We start from the raw sequence: 18905 nt of genomic DNA on the forward strand, positions 1-18905 counted from the left end.
GGGTATGCGCACCGTCGAAGAACTGATCGAACTGGCCAACATCCATCTCGGAACGGCGCTCGCGCCCGCCGACGCGGCAGCGGAGCTGACCGAGCTGGCCGAGTGGGACTCCGTACACCTGCTGCGGCTGGTCGCGCTGCTGGAGCACGAGTTGGGCCGCCCGGTGCCGGTGGACGCCGTGCTCCAGGCCCGCAGCCTGCGCGACATCTGGGCCGTGGCGGTGGGCGCATGACCGCCCGCGCCCCGACCGTCCGGCAGGCGCTGCCGGGCACGCTCGCGGTGGGCTCGCCGGGCCGCCGCCGCGCGTACGTACTCGACGGCGTGGTCACACGCCTGGAGGGCTGGCATGGCGATCACCTTGGGCCCCGCGACGGACGGCCGGACGGCGGAGGCGTTCGCCCACCCGGTGCGGATGAGCGGACCGGAGGGACCCTGGGAGCGGGTCCGTGCGGCGGTGGAGCGCCACGGCAGCGTCGTCGTGCACGGGCGGCTGGAGGAGTGGCTGCCGGCTGACCTGGACGACCCACGGCTGCGCCCGCTGCTGGGCCGGGACCACGCCCGTTTCCAGGCGATGACCCACCCCCAGGTCAGGTCCCGCTTCGTCGCCTCCCGGCTGCTGCTCAAACATGTGGCCTGCGCCGTGATCGAGGCGTCGCCCGAGAGCGTCGAGTTGGCCTACAAGCCCGGCGGTCGGCCCTATCTGCGCGGCCTCGACCAGATCGACATCAGCCTCAGCCACACCGAGAACCTGCTGCTCGTCGGCCTCACCCGGCGCGGCTGGATCGGCGTCGACGCGGAGGCCAAGGACCGTCCCATGCTGGGGCTGGGCACCGAGAACCAGGTCTGTACGCCCTACGAGCGCCGCACCCTCGCGCAGATCGCCGAGGACCGGCGGAACGCGGCACTGGTGCGGCTGTGGACGCTGAAGGAGGCGTACAGCAAGGCCATCGGGCAGGGCATGCGGTTCCGCTTCACCGAGTTCGGCTTCAGCCCGCAGGACCGCAATGTGCAGGTGCTGCGGCCCGACGGGGCGCCCGGCACCGGCGCCGAATGGGCGTTCCACACCTGCCTGGTGGACCGGGCCTACACCGTCAGCGTCGCCCTCTTCGACGCGGGCTTCGGCGATACGGACGACACGGCGGCGGCCACCATGCTGGACGCGGGGCTGATCGCCGCACTGGTGGAGGAGACGGGGGAGGCGGGAGACCGTGCGGAATGAGAGGCGCGGCGAGGAAGTGCCGAGTGCGGAAGCGGGAGCGCACGCGGAAGCGAGAGCGCCGCGCGAGGAGGCGAGCGCGCTGAGCGCGGACGTGTGCGTGGCCGGCGGCGGACCCGGCGGCCGGGCCCTCGCGCTGGCGCTGACGCGGCTGGGCTGCGACGTCGTCCTGCTGGAGAAGCGCGACCCGGCGCGCGGTGCGGGCCCGGCCTTCCGGGGCGAGTCCGTCTCCCCGGACGGCGTACGGCTGCTGGATCTGCTCGGCGTCGGGGAACGGGTACGGCAGGCGGCACACCGGGTGGACCGGCTGGAGATCGAGGACGCGGGACACCGGGTGCTCGACGTGCGGTTCGCCGACTTCCCCTACCGCTACCGGCACCCGGTCGAGCTGGCACAGCGCACCCTGCTGGCGGCGCTCGCCGAACAGACCGGCAGGCAGCCGGGCGGCTGCACCGTACTGGAGCCCGCCACCGTGACCGGACTACTGGTGGACGGCCCCGCGGTGACCGGCGTACGGGCGAACACCCCGACAGGCCCGGTACGGGTGACGGCGGCGCTGACCGTGGGCGCCGACGGCCGCCACAGCGCCGTACGCCGACTGAGCGGATTGGCCGAACACGCACGCCACACACCGCTGGAGCGCGACGTGGTGTGGCTGAAGCTGCCCTTCCCTGCGGACTGGGACCGGCGCGCCTACCGGGTGCGGATCGCGGGGGACAGCCACGGCCTCTTCCTGCCCAGCACGGACGGCACGCTCCGGGTGGGCCTCAACATCCCCAAGGGCGGGCTGCGGACGCTGCGCTCCGGCGGCCTCGGCGGACTGCACGCCCGCCTCGACCGGCTGGCCCCGCAGGCGGGGGCCGCCGCCCGCGCGAGCCTGCACAGCTGGTCGGACACGGCACTGCTGGACATCTTCACCGCCGAGGTACCGCGCTGGTCGGCACCCGGAGTCGTCCTGATCGGCGACGCCGCGCACACCCTCTCGCCCGTCCTCGGCCAAGGCGTCAACCACGCACTGGCCGACGCGGTGGAGTTGGCCCCGCTGGTCGCCGAGGCGCTGGGCCGCGACCGGCGGGCACACAGCCGCGCCCTCCTGGCGGCCCTGCAGCTCTTCCAGCGGCGCCGGGAGCCCCACGTACGCCGCTCGCGCGCGCTCCAGCTGCGGCAGGAGCGGATGTTCACGCTGACCGCGCCCGCGGCCACCGCGCTGCGCCGTACCGTCTACCGCGCCCTCGACGCCAGCCCGGCGCTGCGCAGGCGGGTGCTGGCCCCCGCCTACTTCCCGGGCCACACCCCGCTGAGACAGGCGGCACGCGCACAGGAGGTGACGCCCGTATGAGCGTCATCGAAGCACCGCCGCTGGCCGAACTCCGCGCGCTGGCGCCGCTGCACGCCCGCGCGCAGGGCATCCCGGCCGCCCGCTGCCGCGCCGTCCTCTCCCATATCCGCACCGCCCACGGCGACGACGCCGACTCCTGGCCCGCCGTCTGGAACCGCGCGGGAGACGCCCTCGCGGCGCGCGGCCGCCACCTCGACGCGGCCCGTCACTATGCGCTGGCCCGCTTCCCCTCCGTGGACGGACCGGCGCGCGAGCGCGCCCAACGGCTGTGCGTCCGCTCCTTCGACCGCTGGCGCGCCTCCTGGCCCGGCATCGGCCGCCTGGAGGTCGAAGCCCCCTCGGGCGGCGGCAGGTTCGCGGTGTGGACGGCCGGTCTGTCCCGGCAGGCGCCCCGCCCGCTGATCCTGGTGTGCGGCGGCATCGTCTCCGTCAAGGAGCAGTGGGCCCCGCTGCTGGCCCGCGCCGCCGCGCTGGGTACAGCCCTCGCGGTCACCGAACTGCCCGGCGTGGGCGAGAACACGCTGCCGTACGACACCGCGGCACCCGCAATGATCAGCGCCCTCCTCGACAGCCTCGCGAACCGCGCCGACGTCCGCCGCACCCACGCCGTCGCCCTCAGCTTCGGCGGCCACCTCGCGCTGCGGGCCGCGCTGGAGGACCGCCGACTGGTGGGCGTCTCCACGGTGGGCGCTCCCGTACGGCACTTCTTCCTCGACCACGACTGGCACACCCGGCTCCCCACGACCACGGCGCACACGCTGAGGCGGCTCACCGGCCGCGCCTCGGCCGAACTGGGGGAGTGGGCGCTGACGGCCGACGAACTGGCCCGGCTGAGGGACCTGCCGGTCACCTACGTCGCCGCGCTGCGGGACGACATCGTGCCGCTCAGCGACGCGGCGGCGCTGGCCGCGGACCCGGCAGCGCGGCGGCGGTTCCTCGTCGTGGACGACGAGCACGGCGCCCCCGCACAGCTGGCCCGCGTCCGCCCCCTGCTGCTCGGCTCGGCCCTGCGCGACCTGGGAGTCCACCCGGTGCGCCGCGCCGCCCTGTGCGCTGTCGCCGGAGCGCTCCGGACCCGCCCGGGGAGGGTGCGGACATGACCGGCTGGAGCTGGCGCAGCCCCTGGGGCCGGGTCTGCAGCGGCACCGTGGGCGCGGTGGCACTCTGCGCGGGCGCCCGACTGGGCGGGCCCCGCAGCCGCGTGCTGTGGACCTGCGCCGTGCTGCCCGACGTCGCCCTGCTGTACGGGATCGCAGCGGCGCCCTCCGCCTTCGACCCGCTCCCCGCTTACGCGGTCCGCCCCTACAACGTCCTCCACTCGCCCGGCGTCCCCCTCGCCCTCTTCGGCGCGGCCCGCCTGCTGGGCAGCCGCAACCTCCATGTGGCCGCCTGCGGCTGGCTGGCCCACATCGCCACCGACCGCGCCTGCGGCTACGGCCCCCGCGCCCCGGACGGCTCCCGCGTGTAGTGGTGCGAACTATCAGGCGGCCGCGCGTTCGTCGAGAGGGCGGCGGCGCAGACCCGCCATCTGCAGGGCGGGCGGAATGTGGTTCTGGTCGAGGGTGCCGACGTCGGTGCCGGGCGGGACGATCTGGTCGATCCGGTCGAGGAGGTCGTCACAGAGGCGGACGTCGAGACCGGCGAGGATGTCGTCGAGGTGGGCCATCGTGCGCGGCCCGGCGAGGGCGCTGGTGACGCCGGGGTGGGCGAGGGTGAACGCCATGGCGAGGTGGGTCAGCGGCATGCCCGCCTCCTCGGCGAGGGAGACGAACTGCTCGACGACGTCGATGCGGCGCTCGTCGGTGATGTGCTTGAAGAGGCCCGCGCGCATCAGAGTGTTCTCCTGGCTCCTGCGGACACGGCCGGTGAGCATCCCCTGGGCGAGCGGACCCCACACCATGACACCCATGCCGTAGCGCTGCGCGACGGGCAGGACCTCTCGCTCGATGCCCCGGTCGAGCAGCGAGTAGGGAGGCTGCTCCGTGCGGAGGCGCTCCAGGTTCCGTCGCTCGGCGACCCACTGCGCCTCGACGATGTCGGAGGCCGGCGTGGTGGAGGAGCCGATCGCGCGGACCTTGCCGCTGCGGATCAGGTCGGTGAGCGCGGAAAGGGTCTCCTCGAAGTCGGTGGCGGGGTCCAGGCGGTGTATCTGGTAGAGGTCGATGTAGTCGGTCCGCAGCCTGCGCAGCGAGTTCTCGACCGCCGTTGTGATCCAGCGCCGGGAGGCGCCGCGCTGGTTGGGGTCCTCGCCGGTCGGGAGGCCGAACTTGGTCGCCAGCACGACGTTGTCACGGCGGCCCTTGAGTGCTTTGCCGACGACTTCCTCGGAGTCGGCGTAGGCGTCGGCGGTGTCGAGGAGGTTGATGCCCGCGTCCAGCGCCTTGTGGATGATGCGTGCCGATTCCTCGGGCTCGTTGCCCATGCGGGTGGCGAACATCAGGGTGCCGAGCGCGTGGGGGCTCACCTTGATACCGGTACGGCCCAGCGTGCGGTACTGCATGGTTCCTCCACGTCATGGCAGAGCACCGGGTGATGCCCTAACCTGAGATAAGCGGAAAGCTTTTCCGGAACTATACGGAAAGGCTTTCCGGTTATGCAACAGGAGGGACGATGACCAGCAAGGCAGGGCAGCCCGGAGCGCCGCGCCGCAGGCGCGCGGACGCCCAGCGCAACGTGGAAGCCCTCATCGAGGCCGCGCGCGCGGTCTTCGACACGACCGGTGTCGACGCGCCCGCCAAGGAGATCGCCGACCTGGCAGGCGTCGGCGTCGGCACGCTCTACCGGCACTTTCCGCTGCGCTCGGACCTGGTCAAGGCGGTGGTGCAGAGCGGAATCGACGCCTGCGCTGCGGCCGGACCGCAACTCGGTGCCGTGCACGAGCCGCGCGAGGCGCTTGCCGAGTGGCTGCGCCGGTACACGGTGTTCCTGGGTACCAAACGGGGGCTGGCTCCGGCGCTCCACTCGGGCGACCCGGCCTACGAGGCCCTGCCGGGATACTTTCTGGACAAGCTCGGTCCCGCCCTCACCGCGCTGCTCGACGCCGCGGTGGCCGTCGGAGCGATCCGCGACGACGTCAGCGCACACGACCTGCTGTACGCCGTCGCCAACCTGTGCATGCCCGTGCCCGGCCAAGGGTCCGAGTACAACCAGCGCATGGTCGAACTGCTCATCGACGGGCTGGGTGCCCCGCGCCAGGACGGCCAGGGCGGCTGAATTCTGGAAACCGCATCCGGTCCGCGCATCAAAGGTTTGGGTATCACTTCACGGTGGGTGAGGAAACAATTCCCCGACCTGCCGTCTGGCCAATGATCGACCAGGCGGCGATGGTGATCCGCCTGCGATGACAAGGGCGGGTGATTGTCTCCATGTCCGCGGTTCACTCATGGGCCACACTCCGTGCACCTGGAATTCGCTCGGCCACTCTTCTATCGAGTGGCTGGCCGGAATCGCCTGAGAAGCTTCCTCCTCGCCAGCCGCACGCAGCAGGCCTATTACCAAGGATCGGGAATCATGGACGCATCCAGGAGGCCGAGAGCGATCATCGGAGGCACCGTGCCGGCCCTTGTCGGCGCCCTCGCCCTGAGCGCATGCGGGGTCACCGATGTCTGGCGCGGATCGGCTGATGAAGAGAAACTCGTGGGCAGTGTGCGGGTGGACGGCTCCAGCACTGTCGCTCCGCTGTCCAAGGCCGCAGCGCAGTTCTACGGCTACAAGCAGCCCGATGTCCGGGTCACCGTGGAGACCTCAGGGACCGGCGGGGGTTTCAAGAAGTTCTGTTCGGGCGCCACGGACGTCGCCGATGCCTCACGTGTGATCAAGGACACGGAGAAGGCGGCGTGCGAGGAGAACGACGTCAAGTACGACGAACTCGCCGTCGCGAATGACGCCCTGACCGTCGTGGTCAACAAGAACGTGCACTGGGTGGACTGCCTGTCGACCGCGCAGTTGAAGAAGATCTGGGAACCGGGCTCCGAGATCGACAGCTGGCAGCAGGTCGACCCGAAATACCCCGACGTGCCCCTCAAGCTTTTCGGCCCGGACACGGAGTCGGGCACTTTCGATTACTTCACCGAGGCTGTCAACGGCAAAGCGGGTGCCTCCCGTACCGACTACCGCGACGCCGTGGACGACAACGAGACGGCACGTGGCGTGGCCGAAAACCGGGGCGGGATGGGCTACTTCGGATTCTCCTACTCCGAGGAGAACGAGAGCAGCGTCAAATCTCTCATGATCGACAGCGGGGACGGCTGTGTCGTTCCCAGCGCCTCGAGCGTGCAGGACGGCACATACAAGCCGCTGTCCCGTCCGCTGTTCATCTATCCCGCCGCGAAGGCGCTCAAGCGGCCGGAGGTGGAGGACTTCGTCGAGTACTTCGTCGGGCACCACGCCCAGATAGCGGCGAGCACCCGGTTCATCCCGCTCAGCTCCGAGCAGGAGGACAAGCTCAAGTCGGACCTCAAGAAGCTCAAGGCAGCGGCCGGGTGACCCATCGCCGCCGCGGCCCCCGGTCCGGGGGAGCGCTCAGTCCCACCTCACCGGCAGCTCCGTGAGGCGGTTGACCAGGAGGCCCGTGTGCATGCTGATCGTTTCGACGGGCGCGGCCAGCCGCATATCGGGAAAGCGGGTGGCCAGCACACGCAGCGCGATGGCGAGTTCGGCGCGGGCCAGTGGCGCTCCCAGGCAGTAGTGCGGGCCGTGGCCGAAGGCCAGATGCGGCGGCTGGGCGGGGTCGGCGGAGCGCCCCGGGGCGAAGCGGCCCGGGTCGGCGAAGCGGGCACCGTCCTGGTTCGCCGAGCAGATCGAGGCGATCACCGCGCTGTTGGCGGGCAGCACCCGCCCCGCGAGCTCGACCGGTTCCGTGGTGACCCGCAGCGGCCCGCCGTCGCCGATCGGGTTGATCCGCAGCAACTCCTCGACGAGTTCGTCGAGTTCGTCGCGCCCGTCGTCGTCCTTCGGTACCAGACCCAGCCGGCCCGGGTGCCGCAGCAGGGTGAAGACGGAGGTGCCCAGCACTCCGACCGTCGTCTCGTGCCCCGCGATGAGCAACGTCATGGCGAGGGTGAGCAGTTCCCGCTCGCCGAGCCCGCAGTCCTCGTCGCGTACCGCGACCAGCGCGCTGAGCAGGTCCTCACCCGGCTCCCTTCGCTTCTCGGCCACCAGGTTTCCCAGGTAGCCCAGCAGCGCCTGTTTGTGCCGCAGCATCTCCTCCGGGGTGTGGGCTGTCAGCGACAGTACGGCGTCCGACCAGGTGCGGAAGCGCTCGCGGTCCGCGTAGGGGACGCCCAGCAGCTCGCAGATGACGGCCACCGGGAAGGGGAAGGCGAACGCCGCGTTCAGGTCGGCGGTGCTGCCTGCCGCCGCCATGGAGTCGGCCAGTTCACCGGCCAGTGCGGTGATGCGGGGCCGCAGGTCCGCGACCCGGCGTGGGGTGAAGGCGCGGGAGACCAGGCCGCGCAGCCGGGTGTGCTCGGGCGGGTCCATGGTGAACAGGCCGCCCGCGTCGAAGGGGACGGCCGTCAGTTTCGGCGCCTGGGGCAGCACGGTGGCGGCCCGTGAGCAGCGCGGGTCGGCGAGCACGGCGCGTACGTCGTCGTAGCGGCTGACCAGGTGCCCGGTGTCGCCGCTGGGCAGCGTGACCTCGGTGACCGGTTCCTCCGCGCGCAGCCGCGCGTAGGCGTCCGGGATCTCGGTGGCCGAAGTGCGCGGCGGCGGGTAGGAGCGGGCGCGGACGCGGGCGGCGGAATCCTGGGCCATGTACGCACTGTTGAACTTTGGCCTCGAATCGTGGTCGAGCCGGTGTTGTGGAGGGCGCGACGCGGTATCCTCACGTCTCCAACAGCACGTAAGGCAGCCCGAGTCCGCGGGGGAACTCGACGATGATCTCAGTGGTGCTCGCCGAGGACATGCACATGGTGCGCGGTGCTCTGGTGGCGCTGTTGGACATCGAGACGGACATCGAGATCGTCGCCGAGGTCGACTCGGGCCACGACATCCTGCCCACCGTCTTCGCGCACCGCCCCGATGTGGCGGTCATCGACATCGATCTGCCGGGCGTGGACGGGCTGACCGCGGCCGCCGAGGTGCACGAGAAGCTGCCGTCCTGCCGCACGCTGATCCTCACCAGCCTGGGCCAGCCGGGTAATCTGCGCCGCGCCCTGGAAGCCCATGTCTCCGGTTTCCTGCTCAAGGACGCGCCGCCGAGCAGGCTGGCCGACGCCATCCGCCGGGTGCGCGCCGGGGAGCGCGTCATCGATCCCGAACTGGCGCTGGACGCCTGGTCGGCGCGGGAGAACCCGCTCACGGCGCGGGAGACGGAGGTGCTGCGGCTGGCGGCCGAGGGCGCGGAGGCCGCGGACATCGCGGGGCGGCTGTTCCTGTCCGTGGGGACGGTTCGCAACTATCTGACGGCCATCGTCATCAAGCTCGGGGCCCGTAACCGGGTGGACGCTCTGCGGATCGCCCGGGAACAGGGCTGGCTGTAGCCGTACCGGAGGCCGGAGCCGGGGCGGAGGCCGGGGCCCCGGCGCTCGGGGGTGCCGGCCGCCGCCGTCCGGAGGCGGGCCCGGAGGCAGCCTTGCGGCCGGAGGCCGGGTGCGGAATCCGGGCCTCCAGGTGGAAGCAGCCGTCCTCCCGCACATCGGCCTCCAGACTGCCGCCGATCGCGGCCACCCGCGCTGCCAGGTTGCCGATGCCGCTGCCCCCGTCGCTGTCCGGCCGCGGTGTGGTCGGGTCCTGCGGGTCCAGGAGCGGCTGGACGCCGTCGTTGACCAGCCGCAGCACGGCGCAGTCCGCGTCCCCGCACACGGTGATCTGGCAGCGCCGCACCTTGCTGTGCCGCAGGAGGTTGGTGACCCCCTCGCGCAGCACGGTGGCCAGCACCGTGCCCACCGAGTCCGGGATGTTCTCCAGCGTCGTGTCGACCTCCGCCTCGATGCCCGCCGCCTCGAACACCGAGACGGCCGAGGAGATCTCGGCGGGCAGCGAGATGTTGCGGTAGCTGCGGGCGACCGCACGCACATCGGCCAGCGCCTGCCGGGAGATCTCCAGTACGTGGGTCACCTCGTCCTTGGCGCGCGGCGGGTCGGCGTCCACCAGCCGGTGCGCCAGCTCGCTGCGCAGCGTGATCGCGGAGAGGCTGTATCCCAGCAGGTCGTGCAGGTCGCGTGCGAAGCGCAACCGTTCCTCCTCGACGGCCAGCCGGGCGATCTCCTGCTGTGCCGCGCGCAGTTGGATGACGATCTCGGCCAGCTTGGTGAGCCCGTAGACCACCGCGCAGGTGGTGAGCGTGGAGACGGCGTTGTAGGCCACCTCCAGCGCGGGCCAGCCCGAGAGGGAGGTGACCAGCACGACGCTGGCCAGGCACCCGGCCATCCCCAGCCACGACCAGGGTGCCCGCAAGGTGAGCAGCAGCGACCCCGCCAGCAGCCCCGGCAGCCCGACCCAGGCCGTTCCCAGCACCAGCATCGGCAGGAAGGTGCAGATCGTCTGCACCGCCAGCACCCAGTGCTGGTAGGCGCGGCTCAGCCGCATCCCCCGCTGGGTGGTACGGGCCACCTGGGTGCCGAACATCACCGCGATGGCCGTGCCGCCGACGAGGATCTGCTTCAACGAGTCGCCGATGGTGAGCAGATGCAGCACGGCGGCGCCCAGGATTCCGCTGAGCGCCACGACGAAGACCGTCAGCACGATACGGGGAGCCATCGCGACATCGACTCCGTACCCCAGCGGCTGGCGCGTCCGGTGTCGTTGCCTGTGTAAAGAGATGTGCTTTCCCCCTGAGCTCACTGCGTGCTCTCCCCTCGCCCCGCCGAAGGTCTGCTCAGCATAGGCGAGGGGATCGGGTGCCACCATTGGCTAGACGAACACCGGGACGGGGTTCAGTCCCTCGTAGTCGACGGGTTCGGCGCGGCGTCCGAGCCGGACCGGCACATCGTAGAGCCTGCCGGGCGCGAAACGTGCCCAGAAGTGCCTGAGCCCGGGAACCAGAACCTTCACGACCGGGATGTCCAGATCGGGCCGCGTCTGGTCCAGCACCAACAGCTCCATACCGTGCCGGCGCAGCAGTTCGACCGCGTCCGCCACGTCCGTGCGCAGATCCGTACGGGGTGTGTAGGCGTAGTCGACGGCGCGCCGAAGGGGGGCGTCCGCATCCGGTGCGAGGTAGGACTGGTCGGTGACGGTGTGCCGGGTGCACCAGTCGCGGAAGACCGGGTCCTCGAAGCTGTGCCGGGTGTCCAGCACGGCGGGCAGCATCTGCGTCATCTCGGTCATCGCCCTGCGCAGCGCCAGCGCCGGGTCCAGATGGCAGCCGAAACCGAAGACGATGTCCTCGCGGGCGCCGCCGGTGCGCCGGGAGACCGCGCACATCACCGGGATGCCCAGGTCCGAGGTGAGGTCCAGGACCCACAACTCGCGCCCGATGGCGGCGTACGAGGAGCGCATCCGCGCGATCCACTCCTCGCCGAAGGACTCCGGGTCCACCTGCGGCTGCCGGGTGCGGTTGTACCACCACAGCGCCACCGCGTCCCGCTCCACCAGTTCGAGGAAGCCCTGGAGGATCGCGTCCTCCAGGCTGCTGCCCGCCGCGTTGCCGTTGGAGTCGGCACGGGCGAAGACCGGGGCGCCGGCCTGGTGCGGGGTGGCGAAGTAGAGCATCGAGGTGGGCAGCAGCCGGTGCCGCCGCTCGGTCAGCGACCACACCGGGGTCCAGTCGATGACCGCCGACTCGTCGAACGGGTCGCAGACGAACTGGAACGGGGAGTGGAAGGCGTTCCACTCCCGCCGCCGGGCGAACTGCCGCTCGTCGTACAGCTGGCAGGCGTTCGGGTGCACGGCCGCCCCGCCCAGCTCGGCGTACCGCCCGGGGACGCGCTCCTCGTCGCCCTGGAAGGTGCCCGAGTACCGCTCCAGCGCCTCGCACAGCGCCCCGACCCTGGCGTCCAGCTCGGTGACGCCCTTGCCCGCGCTGTGGCTGCGCAGCGCGGACCGCAGCGTGTGCACCCCGTTGCCGCGCAGCGCCGGATTGCTGCCGGAGACATATGCGTTGAGGTCGGCGGGACAGCGCGGATCGCGTCGCAGCAGCCGCACCACCCCGGTGACCTCGCCCACCAGGTGCTCGTAGCGCTGAAGCATCTCGCCGCTGGAGCACGAGCGGTGACCGCCGCCGGTGGCCACCTTGGGGCGCGAGGTGAGCACCACGGGCTGTCGCGTACGCGCCGCGACCAGCGCGGGGTCGCCACAGGCCGGGCACTGGGGTCTGCGTTCGACCGGGTGGTGCCGTCCCTCGCCGCGCAGGCTGTCGAGGGCCCACACGGACGACTGGCGCCGGTCGCGGAACCCGCCCAGCCAAGTGGCGGCCTGGAGCGCCAGCAGGTGCAGCGCGCAGGCGTGGCTGGCGGGGATGTGGGCGCGCGGCGGGCTGATCGGCGCGGCCAGGCCCAGCGCCCGGCCCAGATAGCTGTGCGCGCTCCTGTTGTGCCGCAGCCGGTGTTCCAGACAGTGCCAGCAGGCGCCCTCGCCCGGCTGGAAGAACGGCCCGAGCCACGGCTCGACGCCGTACGGCTTCGCCAGCAGCCAGGGCCGGCCGGCACGCCGCTGAGCCGCGTCGATATCGGCCAGGGCAGGCGAGAGATAGTCCTCGCACAGGACGACGGTGAGGGTGTGCGAGGTGCACTCCTCCGGCTCGACGAGTCCGATCCCGGCGGCCCGGAAGGCCTCCCGTGCGGCGCCGACGCCCTCGCTCCCGCCGACGGACAGCAGCCGCACCCGTCCCGCCGACAGATCGGCGTCGGCCCGGACACCGTCGAGCCCGGCGGACTCCCAGAACGCCGCGGTGGCGTCCGGGGTGGTGTGGCCCCGCGCGGCACCGCCCTCGGCCGCGGAGCCGGAGGGCGGCGAGAAGCCGGCGAGCAGATTGGCCTTCGACAACTGGCCCAGGATGCGCCCCAGCCGGCCCGGCGAGAGCACGCCGCGGGTCTCCCTGGCCAGCGCGGCCATGTCCCGGCTGCCGTCCAGCAGCGGTGCCAGCGCGGCCACCTCGGTCCCCTCGACCGCCGTGACGCCCTGCTCGGAGACGAAGTAGGTGGCATCACCCGGTACCACGGCCGGGCGCAGATGCTTGCGGAACCCCAGAAGGGGCAGTGCGGTGTTCAGCTCCATTCCCTGTCCCCCGCTTTCTGTCGCGCTGGTGCGACGTCAGAAGGCTGTCTCGGCAGGCGCGAGGGATGCGGGGGGAAGGCCCGGCTCGGCCGGGTGCGCGAACGTCCAACTGCTGCACGCGGCGGAGTGGCCCACGGTGTCGCGCGGGTTGAGGCTGGTGATGGTCACCTCGGCGCCGGGCCCGCTGGGCAGCGCCGGGATGTGCGTCCGCTCGTCGGTTGCGATGCCGAACTCCGCGAGCACACTGCGCGGTTCGACCGCGTAGCGCACCGCGAGCGCCGGGTCGAGGCAGCACTGCGCGGTCAGCTCGGCGAAGCGCCAGTCCTGGTCCACCGAGTCCGCGGCGCCCTGCGCGCTGCTGACGGTGACCTTGGCGAGCGCGTGACCTGACATCGTGACGTCTCCCGTCTGGAGAGAGGAACCCATGGCCCCCCGTGGACTCATGGGGCGACGCTGTGGTGTGGGGAGTGGCCCGATCGTGTGGGTCCGATGCGCAGGACAGCAGTGTGAGTGGCACCCGGTGCGGGTGCCAGTGGGGGCTTCACGACCCTGCATGTGAAAAACTCATGGCCGCCTCCGCCGGATATCCGCCCCAAGATCGTGAGTTGCTCACTGTTCCACGGCGCGGACGGGTGCGATTCTCCCTCTCGTATCCGGTGACATGTCTTCCGGCACGGCTTCGACGGCACGTCGCCTCCGGCTACACGTCGCTCACGGTGCACGTCGCCTTCAGCGGCACCTTCAGCCAGAACCGCCAACGGGGAGGCCCCAGATGCGCATCAGGGTGCTGGGAACTCTGCACGCCGAGACGGCGGGCGTCTCGATCGCACCGAGCGCGGCCAAGCCGCGGCAGATCCTGGCCCTGCTCGCTCTCCAGAGCCGGCACATCGTGCCGGTGTCCGACCTGATGGAGGAGGTGTGGGGGGCCGGCCCCCCGCGCAGCGCCCCCACCACGCTCCAGACCTACATCCTGCAACTGCGCCGCAGGCTGCGCGCCGCTCTCGGTGCACCGGGCCCCCTGCCGGGCGCCGGCACCACGGCACCATGCGACCCGCACGCGCCCAGTGACAAGGACATCCTCGCCACCCGGCACGGCGGCTACCAGCTGGAGGTCGCCGACTGCGACGTAGACGCGCTGGAGTTCGCCCGGCTGACCCGCACCGGGCACGCCGCGTACGAGGCGGGCGACATGGCCAAGTCGGCGCGGCTGCTGAACTCGGCCCTCGCCCTGTGGCGCGGCCCCGCGCTGGCCGACCTCCCGCACGGCAAGCACCTGTCCATCGAGGCCACTCGGCTGGAGGAGAGCAGGCTGGGCGCGCTGGAGCGGCGTATCGACGCCGACCTGCGGATGGGGCGGCACCGCGAGGTGCTGGGCGAGCTGTGCGCACTGCGCGGCCGCTACCCGCTCTACGAGAATCTGCACGCGCTGCTGATGGTCGCCTTCCACCAGGACGGCCGCTCCTCGGACGCGCTGATCGCCTTCCGGCGGCTGCGCGGCACGCTCGTCGAGGAGTTGGGCCTGGAGCCCTCGCCCCGGATCGACCGCCTCCACCAGGCCATTCTCCGGGGCGAGGATGCCCTGGACGCCTGGCGCGGCTCCGGATCGGGCCAGGCGGCCGGTCTCGCGGGGTGATGAGCGCTCCACGGGCCCGGTCCACCCCACTTCGAGCTGTCGTCCAGTGCCGGTCGTGAGGATCTGGCCCTCGGCGACCGGCCCCGTCATGGGGACGGGGGAAGGGGGGAGGGATGAACGCGTATCTCGCGGCACCTCCCGGAAAGCGGCCGACGGACGCACCGCCCGCACCGGGCGAGGTGCCCGACGGTGACGGATTACGGCTGTTCTGCTTCCACCACGCGGGCGCCGGCGCACTCACCTTCGCGCGCTGGCGCCGTGGCTTCGGACCCGGCGTATGTGTGCTGCCGGTCCGGCTCCCCGGCCGGGAGACGCGGCTGCGCGAGCCCCGCATCACCGACGCGCGCCGACTGCTGGACGAACTCGAGGCGCAGCTCGGCCCGCTGCTGGAGCAGCCCTACGCGCTGTACGGGCACAGCCTGGGCGCCCTGGTGGCCTACCGCTTCGCACAGCGGGTCCGGCACGCCGGCCGTCCCGCGCCGGTGCTGGTGGGGCTGGGCGCCTGTCCGCCGCCGCATCTGCCGACGCCGCTGACCGACCAGAGCGAACTGCCCGACGCCGCGCTGCTGGCCGCGCTGAACCGCTACGGGACGCTGCCCTCCTACCTGTTCGAGCGCCCGCACTGGCTGCGCACCCTGCTGTCCACCATGCGCGACGACCTGCGGCTCGCCGCCAGCCTGCGCGCGGTCGGCGGTGCGGCGGACACCGGCCGGGACGAGCCGCTCGACTGCCCCGTGCACGCCTTCGCCGGCACCCGGGACGAGGCGGCACCGCTCGCCGCCGTCGCCCAGTGGCGCGACTGGACGCGCGGCTCGTTCGCCGCGCACTCCGTCCCCGGCGGCCACTTCTTCGTACGCGACACCGCGCTGCCCGAGCTGCTCGCGGCACAACTGCGCAGCGGCGCACCGGTGCGGCGCGCCTCGCACCTGTCCGAACCATTCATGTAGTCCCGAAGATCACATACAACTGCACCCGAAGGGAGCGAGAGATGGACATCAGCGTGCTGGGACCCTGCAGGGTCGTCCAATCGGGGGTCTCCGTCGTCCCGACCGCGGTCAAACCGAGAAAGGTGCTGGCGCTGCTGGCCCTCTACCCGGACCAGGTGGTCTCCGTCGCCTCACTGGTGGAGGAGCTGTGGGGGGAGTCCCCGCCGCGCAGCGTCCAGACCACACTGCAGACCTACGTACTGCAGCTGCGCAACCTCATCGCGGCGGCGCTGGGCGACCGGCTTCCCGCCGATCTGCCGCACGGCGCCAAGAGCGTGCTGGTCACCGAGTCCGGCGGCTATCTGCTGGACACCCAGGGCGGAATGGTCGACGTCTCGGAGTTCGAACGGCTCTCCGGCGCCGGGCACCGGGCGCTGGAGGCCGGCGACTTCGTGGGCGCCTCCGCCTCCTTCCGCCGCGCACTGGAGCTGTGGCGAGGACCGGCGCTGGTGGACGTGCAGTGCGGGCCGCTGCTGGAGATCGAGGCGACCAGGCTCGAGGAGTCACGCCTGGGCATCCTCAACCAGCGCATCGAGGTGGACCTCAGCCTGGGCCGCCACCACGAACTGGTCGGCGAACTGTCCGGGCTGGCGGCCCAGCATCCGCTGCACGAGGGCATCCAGGCCCAGCTCATGCTCGCCCTCTACCGTTCCGGCAGACGAGGCAACGCGCTGGAGGTCTACCAGCGGCTGCGCGGCGTGCTCTCCCGCGAACTGGGCCTGGATCCCTCACCCGACCTCCAGCGTCTGCAGTGCGCCGTGCTCGACTCGGCGGTTGAGCTGGAGCTGACCGGCGCGGCGCGCGAGGCGGCCTTCAGCGGCAGCGGGGGGCCGCTGAGGGCGCTGCGCGGCGGCTGACGCCCGCGAGGGGGTACCGGGCGCGGCAGCCGCCCGGGCGGTCGGCGAAGAGGCGGGCGCTCAGGGCGAGTGGGGCAGGAGCCGGGCGCACATACTCCTGCACCACGCTGTCGGCGTCCCGGAAGGCCCGCCGCACCGCGGCCGTCCAGGTCGGCTCGTCCGTCTCGTGGCCCGCCACGAGCGGACCCGCGCCCGCGACCGCGCGCTTGAGGACGAACCGTTCGCGCTGGGCCAGCAGCAGCCCGGGGAGTTCCTGCTCGGTGCCGTGCCACCAGGTGCGGCCCGCCAGGGCGAGCCGCGTCCACGGCAGTCGGCGTTCCACCAAGGACCGCTCACCGTGCGTCATCCAGGGCAGCCCCTCGGAGACGAGGGCGAGTGCCCGCCTGTCGGCCAGCAGTGAGCCGCTGAGCGGCGGCAGCAGCAACAGCCCCGCGCGCTGCGCGTCCCGTAGCCGTGCGCGTTCCTTGTCGGCTGCCGGCCGGGTACTGCTCAGCAGCCCCAGCGCGTAGCGCGGCCTGCCGGGGCGGCCCAGTGCGCCGGGCAGCCGGTCGTGGTCGAGCAGGTCGGTGGTGAAACCGCGCTGCCGTAGGTCGTGTGCGTCGTCGGGGGCGAAGCCGGGGCCGACCAGGGCCACGGAGCGCGGCAGCCCCCGGCGTGTGCACAGGTCGGCGAGCGCGTCGGCGCGGGCGGCCCGCGGGTCGTGGGCGAACAGCGTCCCACCGGCCTGCCCCTGAACCGCGGAGGTGAACACCGCCACGTCCGCCGCGCTGTCGAGGGAGGTGCCGGCGTCCAGGGCCACGAGCCGCGGCCCCGTCTCGCCGACCACGAACTCGCCAGTGGCCAGCATGGTGCAGCAGTCCGTCTCGGTGCTCTCCAGGCCCGAGTACGGCGGATGGTCGGCGGGGTCGGCGCCCAGTGCGACCAGCCGCTCGGGCCAGGTGGGGCCCAGCGCCAGCACGGCCCGGCGCACCAGCGCGAGCAAGGCGGCCGAGGTCTCGAAGAGTTCGTCGTAGCGGCCGCGCGGCAGTACGTAAGGGCGGGTGGGCAGCGGCCGGTCTCCGGGCCGCTCCCGTGCCGCCGTCATGACCGCCGTCCGCGCGGCGAGAGGGCCCGGGTGAGGACGGCGTGCAGTTCGTCGACGGAGTCCGCGTACCGGGCCAGCGGGTCCGGCACCGGGGGGCGGTCGTCCACGCCGTACGAGCCCGTGCCGTGCACCACCACATCCGGCTCGGTGAGCAGGCCCCGGTCGAGCGCGTTCAGCACCCCGGTCAGCGCCATCACCAGTGACCACTCGCCCAGCCGTGCCGGATCGGCGGGGAGTTCGACGCCTGCCGGACGCAGCATGGCCCGCAGGGACGGATAGCGGGCCAGGCACTCGTAGCGCGAGACGACGATCCCGTCCCCGCCGTGGGTGCGCACCAGTGCGCTCAGTTCGGGCGCCGTGGCGGGGGCGCGGGTGAAGAAGGTGGGATCCAGGATCTCCTGGGGGTGGTGGGCGGTGCGTGGGAAGTGCGGGTCGGGTGTGCCTCCGGCGGGCTGGTGGTGGAGGCGGCGGGCCCGGTCGTAGGCGTACGGCGGTACCCCTTCGCGGCTGAACGAGCCGGTCAGCAGGTGGAGCACCAGGTCGGGTGTGTGCAACTGCTGCACCAGCAGATAGCGCGCGGCGGGCGTCCCGTTCCTTCCGGCTGCCCCGCCCCTCCCGTCCCTCTCGCCCGTCCTGCCTGCCCCGTCCGTCCCGTCCGGTTCCAGCAGGGTGCTGCCCAGCCGGTGGCCCAGCAGCCCCGATCCGGTGGCGACCGCCTGGGCGTGCGCCCGGCCGCCCGCCCCGGCCGCACCCAGCGCCTCCCGCTCCACGAAAGCGCGCAGCGCGTCGGCAGCGCGGTGGTCGACCGGGTCGCGTACGTACCACAGCGCGGCCCCCGTACCGGTGCGCAGCGCGTGTGCGCGCTCCCGGCAGTACGCGGCGGCCAGTTCGTGCACCGAGCCCGGCTCCGAACCGTGGTAGAAGACCAGCGGATTGCGGCGGCGCAGCTCGGGGTGGCGGGCCAGCGCCGAGTCCGCCACCTTGTGCCGGGAGCCGGCGGGCACCAGCGCGACCACCCGCACCTGGTCCGGGTGGGCCAGCCCGCACCGCTGGGCGCGCAGTACCGCGTCCCGCAGCGCGGTCGCCGCATTGCCCGAGGAGGGCGCCAGCAGCGCGATCCGCTCTCCCGTGCACCGTGCGTGGTGCACCGCTCGCGCCACGACGAGCAGCGCACCGGCCGACTGCGCCGAGCGCGCTTCCGGGGCGGCACACAGGTCGAGCAGGTGCAGCCGGGTGCCGCGGTGGTCCGGCAGCCGTACGACCCGTGCCGCGGCGGCGGACAAGTAGGCGCGCAGCGGCCCGTCCAGCGGCGGGAGTTCACCGTCCGGGGTGAAGACGGCGGCGTCCCGCGGCGGAGGGGGCGCCGGGGTGGCCGCGCGTTCGTGCAGGGCGCGCACCAGGGTACGGACGGTGTCCCAGTGGTCGGTCAACGGCCGGCTTCCGGTGGGCGCCGCGCTGTTCGGCGACGCCGCGTGGTTCGGCGGCGCCGTACGCTGCCGGGAGGCGGCAGGGCCGGTGCGCGCGGTGAGAGTCATGGACGGTCCCCTCCTGGTCCGGCCGCCCGCTGCCCGGGACGGCCCTCTCGACACCCCGCCGTCCCCCCTTTAAGCTCGAATCACCGTCACAGATATG

The 18905-nt window shown here is 72.6% G+C and carries 18 protein-coding genes; 11 read left to right on the top strand and 7 right to left on the bottom strand.

Annotated elements, in window-relative coordinates; genetic code table 11:
- Window positions 1-4 precede the first annotated feature (4 nt).
- The 5 genes from HC362_RS25535 (at window position 5) to HC362_RS25555 (ending at window position 4023) form a co-directional block, all read left to right on the top strand.
- On the top strand, window positions 5-232 hold the full coding sequence (locus HC362_RS25535) for a phosphopantetheine-binding protein (protein WP_243086490.1): 228 nt from the start codon (window positions 5-7) through the stop codon (window positions 230-232).
- A 114-nt stretch (window positions 233-346) separates the two neighbouring features.
- Window positions 347-1219, top strand: coding sequence for a 4'-phosphopantetheinyl transferase superfamily protein (locus HC362_RS25540; RefSeq protein ID WP_243086491.1), 873 nt, complete (start codon window positions 347-349; stop codon window positions 1217-1219).
- Window positions 1209-2555, top strand: a complete 1347-nt coding sequence (locus HC362_RS25545; protein ID WP_243086492.1) for an FAD-dependent monooxygenase — start codon at window positions 1209-1211, stop codon at window positions 2553-2555. The genes HC362_RS25540 and HC362_RS25545 overlap by 11 nt, the downstream gene beginning before the upstream one ends.
- Entirely contained in the window at window positions 2552-3655 is a 1104-nt protein-coding gene (locus HC362_RS25550) for an alpha/beta hydrolase (RefSeq protein ID WP_243086493.1), read from the top strand. The genes HC362_RS25545 and HC362_RS25550 overlap by 4 nt, the downstream gene beginning before the upstream one ends.
- Window positions 3652-4023 (top strand): DUF4260 family protein, encoded by a 372-nt coding sequence (locus tag HC362_RS25555; protein WP_243086494.1) that lies wholly within the window; start codon window positions 3652-3654, stop codon window positions 4021-4023. The genes HC362_RS25550 and HC362_RS25555 overlap by 4 nt, the downstream gene beginning before the upstream one ends.
- 12 nt (window positions 4024-4035) lie before the next feature.
- Here the strand turns inward: HC362_RS25555 and HC362_RS25560 are convergent, their stop codons facing one another.
- Window positions 4036-5055, bottom strand: coding sequence for an aldo/keto reductase (locus tag HC362_RS25560; protein WP_243086495.1), 1020 nt, complete (start codon window positions 5053-5055; stop codon window positions 4036-4038).
- 110 nt (window positions 5056-5165) lie between these two features.
- Here HC362_RS25560 and HC362_RS25565 point away from each other — a divergent pair, with 110 nt between their 5' ends.
- Window positions 5166-5768 carry a TetR/AcrR family transcriptional regulator gene (locus tag HC362_RS25565; RefSeq protein ID WP_243086496.1) on the top strand — a complete coding sequence of 201 codons (603 nt, stop codon included), beginning with the start codon at window positions 5166-5168 and terminating at the stop codon, window positions 5766-5768.
- Between the two features lie 297 nt (window positions 5769-6065).
- On the top strand, window positions 6066-7040 hold the full coding sequence (locus HC362_RS25570; protein ID WP_243086497.1) for a PstS family phosphate ABC transporter substrate-binding protein: 975 nt from the start codon (window positions 6066-6068) through the stop codon (window positions 7038-7040).
- Window positions 7041-7076: 36 nt separating this feature from the next.
- Here the strand turns inward: HC362_RS25570 and HC362_RS25575 are convergent, their stop codons facing one another.
- Window positions 7077-8309 carry a cytochrome P450 gene (locus tag HC362_RS25575; protein ID WP_243086498.1) on the bottom strand — a complete coding sequence of 411 codons (1233 nt, stop codon included), beginning with the start codon at window positions 8307-8309 and terminating at the stop codon, window positions 7077-7079.
- Between the two features lie 122 nt (window positions 8310-8431).
- Here HC362_RS25575 and HC362_RS25580 point away from each other — a divergent pair, with 122 nt between their 5' ends.
- The gene (locus HC362_RS25580; protein WP_243086499.1) at window positions 8432-9037 is read left to right on the top strand and encodes a response regulator transcription factor; all 606 of its coding nucleotides are present in this window, start codon (window positions 8432-8434) and stop codon (window positions 9035-9037) included.
- Here the strand turns inward: HC362_RS25580 and HC362_RS25585 are convergent.
- The 3 genes from HC362_RS25585 to HC362_RS25595 all read right to left on the bottom strand — a co-directional run bounded on the left by HC362_RS25585 (window position 8973) and on the right by HC362_RS25595 (window position 13106).
- Window positions 8973-10256: a histidine kinase gene (locus HC362_RS25585; protein WP_243086500.1), complete on the bottom strand. Its 1284-nt coding sequence runs from the start codon at window positions 10254-10256 to the stop codon at window positions 8973-8975. The two genes, HC362_RS25580 and HC362_RS25585, sit on opposite strands and share 65 nt — an antisense overlap.
- Before the next feature lie 153 nt (window positions 10257-10409).
- Window positions 10410-12713: a TOMM precursor leader peptide-binding protein gene (locus HC362_RS25590; protein ID WP_243086501.1), complete on the bottom strand. Its 2304-nt coding sequence runs from the start codon at window positions 12711-12713 to the stop codon at window positions 10410-10412.
- A gap of 36 nt (window positions 12714-12749) precedes the next feature.
- A complete protein-coding gene (locus HC362_RS25595) occupies window positions 12750-13106 on the bottom strand; it encodes a hypothetical protein (RefSeq protein WP_243086502.1) in 357 nt (118 codons plus the stop codon).
- 379 nt (window positions 13107-13485) lie between these two features.
- On the opposite strand from HC362_RS25595, the gene HC362_RS25600 reads away from it, so the two are divergent.
- The 3 genes from HC362_RS25600 to HC362_RS25610 all read left to right on the top strand — a co-directional run bounded on the left by HC362_RS25600 (window position 13486) and on the right by HC362_RS25610 (window position 16189).
- Window positions 13486-14346, top strand: a complete 861-nt coding sequence (locus HC362_RS25600; protein ID WP_243086503.1) for an AfsR/SARP family transcriptional regulator — start codon at window positions 13486-13488, stop codon at window positions 14344-14346.
- Window positions 14347-14459: 113 nt separating this feature from the next.
- Window positions 14460-15293, top strand: coding sequence for a thioesterase domain-containing protein (locus HC362_RS25605; RefSeq protein ID WP_243086504.1), 834 nt, complete (start codon window positions 14460-14462; stop codon window positions 15291-15293).
- 41 nt (window positions 15294-15334) lie between these two features.
- Entirely contained in the window at window positions 15335-16189 is an 855-nt protein-coding gene (locus HC362_RS25610) for an AfsR/SARP family transcriptional regulator (protein WP_209266929.1), read from the top strand.
- Here HC362_RS25610 and HC362_RS25615 read toward each other — a convergent pair.
- Together HC362_RS25615 and HC362_RS25620 are read right to left on the bottom strand one after the other, a co-directional pair.
- On the bottom strand, window positions 16146-17273 hold the full coding sequence (locus HC362_RS25615; protein ID WP_243086505.1) for a hypothetical protein: 1128 nt from the start codon (window positions 17271-17273) through the stop codon (window positions 16146-16148). The two genes, HC362_RS25610 and HC362_RS25615, sit on opposite strands and share 44 nt — an antisense overlap.
- Window positions 17270-18808, bottom strand: coding sequence for a DUF6002 family protein (locus tag HC362_RS25620; protein ID WP_243086506.1), 1539 nt, complete (start codon window positions 18806-18808; stop codon window positions 17270-17272). The genes HC362_RS25615 and HC362_RS25620 overlap by 4 nt, the downstream gene beginning before the upstream one ends.
- Between the last annotated feature and the right edge of the window lie 97 nt (window positions 18809-18905).

This window comes from Streptomyces sp. 891-h, from assembly GCF_022760275.1.
Classification (GTDB): Bacteria; Actinomycetota; Actinomycetes; order Streptomycetales; family Streptomycetaceae; genus Streptomyces; species Streptomyces spirodelae.

Excerpts from the sequence above, each read along its gene's own strand:
- HC362_RS25535 (WP_243086490.1), top strand. The coding sequence starts at position 5 with ATGCGCACCGTCGAAGAACTGATCGAACTGGCCAACATCCATCTCGGA.
- HC362_RS25540 (WP_243086491.1), top strand. The coding sequence starts at position 347 with ATGGCGATCACCTTGGGCCCCGCGACGGACGGCCGGACGGCGGAGGCG.
- HC362_RS25550 (WP_243086493.1), top strand. The coding sequence starts at position 2,552 with ATGAGCGTCATCGAAGCACCGCCGCTGGCCGAACTCCGCGCGCTGGCG.
- HC362_RS25555 (WP_243086494.1), top strand. The coding sequence starts at position 3,652 with ATGACCGGCTGGAGCTGGCGCAGCCCCTGGGGCCGGGTCTGCAGCGGC.
- HC362_RS25560 (WP_243086495.1), bottom strand. The coding sequence starts at position 5,055 with ATGCAGTACCGCACGCTGGGCCGTACCGGTATCAAGGTGAGCCCCCAC.
- HC362_RS25565 (WP_243086496.1), top strand. The coding sequence starts at position 5,166 with ATGACCAGCAAGGCAGGGCAGCCCGGAGCGCCGCGCCGCAGGCGCGCG.
- HC362_RS25570 (WP_243086497.1), top strand. The coding sequence starts at position 6,066 with ATGGACGCATCCAGGAGGCCGAGAGCGATCATCGGAGGCACCGTGCCG.
- HC362_RS25575 (WP_243086498.1), bottom strand. The coding sequence starts at position 8,309 with ATGGCCCAGGATTCCGCCGCCCGCGTCCGCGCCCGCTCCTACCCGCCG.
- HC362_RS25580 (WP_243086499.1), top strand. The coding sequence starts at position 8,432 with ATGATCTCAGTGGTGCTCGCCGAGGACATGCACATGGTGCGCGGTGCT.
- HC362_RS25585 (WP_243086500.1), bottom strand. The coding sequence starts at position 10,256 with ATGGCTCCCCGTATCGTGCTGACGGTCTTCGTCGTGGCGCTCAGCGGA.
- HC362_RS25590 (WP_243086501.1), bottom strand. The coding sequence starts at position 12,713 with ATGGAGCTGAACACCGCACTGCCCCTTCTGGGGTTCCGCAAGCATCTG.
- HC362_RS25595 (WP_243086502.1), bottom strand. The coding sequence starts at position 13,106 with ATGTCAGGTCACGCGCTCGCCAAGGTCACCGTCAGCAGCGCGCAGGGC.
- HC362_RS25600 (WP_243086503.1), top strand. The coding sequence starts at position 13,486 with ATGCGCATCAGGGTGCTGGGAACTCTGCACGCCGAGACGGCGGGCGTC.
- HC362_RS25605 (WP_243086504.1), top strand. The coding sequence starts at position 14,460 with ATGAACGCGTATCTCGCGGCACCTCCCGGAAAGCGGCCGACGGACGCA.
- HC362_RS25610 (WP_209266929.1), top strand. The coding sequence starts at position 15,335 with ATGGACATCAGCGTGCTGGGACCCTGCAGGGTCGTCCAATCGGGGGTC.
- HC362_RS25615 (WP_243086505.1), bottom strand. The coding sequence starts at position 17,273 with ATGACGGCGGCACGGGAGCGGCCCGGAGACCGGCCGCTGCCCACCCGC.
- HC362_RS25620 (WP_243086506.1), bottom strand. The coding sequence starts at position 18,808 with ATGACTCTCACCGCGCGCACCGGCCCTGCCGCCTCCCGGCAGCGTACG.